The sequence below is a fragment of the Streptomyces sp. NPDC019890 genome, assembly GCF_044903445.1.
Lineage (GTDB): Bacteria > Actinomycetota > Actinomycetes > Streptomycetales > Streptomycetaceae > Streptomyces.
On record NZ_JBJDQK010000096.1, the window covers coordinates 1 to 1305 of the forward strand.

Sequence of the window (1305 nt, forward strand, 5' to 3'; positions counted from 1 at the left end):
ATGTCCCCCTGTTCTTCTTCGGTCAGGCACCCGAGCAGGTGAGCGCCCGCTTCAGCAGCCGCCCCGGCCTCACCGTGGACACCAGCGCGGTCGCGACGATGGACTTCGGCCAGGGGCGCTCCGCGGTCGTCGACTACAGCATCGACTACGGCCCGCGCGCAGCCTACGAACTCCAGGGGACGCACGGCACCCTCATGGTGCGCAACGCCTGGGCCATGGACGGTGAGGACGGGGTCGTCACCGTCCTCACCGAGGACGGCATCCGCGAGGAGACCGTCCCGTCGGCCAACCACTACCAGCGCCAGGTCGAGGCCTTCGCACGAGCCGTACGCGACGGCGCCCCCGCCCCGATGTCGCTCGCTGACTCCCGGCGCACCGCCCGGGTGGGCAGCGCGTTCGTGGCGTCCGCCGCCGACGACGGCGCCGCCGTGGTCACCTCGGGAGAGGCGACGGAGGCCCGGTGACCCCGACGAGATCACCGGCGACCACCCGCACCCTGACGGTCTGCGTCGCCTCCGTCGGGGGGTTGCTCTTCGGCTACGGCACCGGCGTCATCGCCGGCGCCCTGCCGCTCGTGACCGCCGACTACGGCCTGTCGTCCTGGTCGCAGGGCGCCGCCGTGTCGGCCGCCCTGCTGGGAGCCGCACTGACGGCTCCCAGCAGCGGCAGGCTCGCGGACCGCTTCGGCCGCCTCCCCGTGATCGGTGCCGCGGCCGCGGTGTACGCGGTGGGCACCCTCGCGTCCGCGGCCGCCACCGGGGCCGGGTCGCTCCTCGCCGGGCGCTTCCTGGTCGGCCTGTCCCTGGGCGCCACCTCCTTCGCCGTACCGCTGTACATCTCGGAGATCGCGCCGCCGGCCCGCCGGGGCGCGCTGGTCACGCTCAACCAGCTCATGATCACCCTCGGTCTGCTGCTGTCCTACGTCGTCGCCTACGCCCTGGAACCGGCCGGCGCCTGGCGCTGGATGCTGGGCGCCGGCATCGCTCCGGCTCTGCTCCTGCTGACCGGGATGTTCCTCGTCCCCGAGTCGCCGGACTGGCTGCGCAGCCGCGGTCACGACGCACGGGCGGCCCTGGCGGCGGCCCGGCTCGGTCTCGGGACGGGCGACGGCACCCCGGCGGCTGTGCGGCGGGGTACCGGACTGCGCCGGGCCTGCGGGCTGGCGGGCCGCCGATGGGTGGCGCTGGGCCTCGCGATCGCGATCCTGGTCCACCTGACCGGCTTGAACACGGCCATCTACTACGCCCCCACGATCCTGGCCGCCGGCGGTCTCACCTCGGCCGGGGGGATCGTCGGATCGATCCT

At 74.4% G+C, this 1305-nt stretch carries 2 protein-coding genes; both read left to right on the forward strand.

The features are described 5' to 3' along the window. Window positions 1-464 (forward strand): Gfo/Idh/MocA family oxidoreductase (locus ACI2LP_RS34450; protein WP_404728474.1); only part of this gene is annotated, 464 nt, incomplete at its 5' end. Beyond that, window positions 461-1305: MFS transporter (locus tag ACI2LP_RS34455; protein WP_404728475.1), on the forward strand; the 845-nt coding region annotated here is incomplete at its 3' end. The genes ACI2LP_RS34450 and ACI2LP_RS34455, both read left to right, overlap by 4 nt.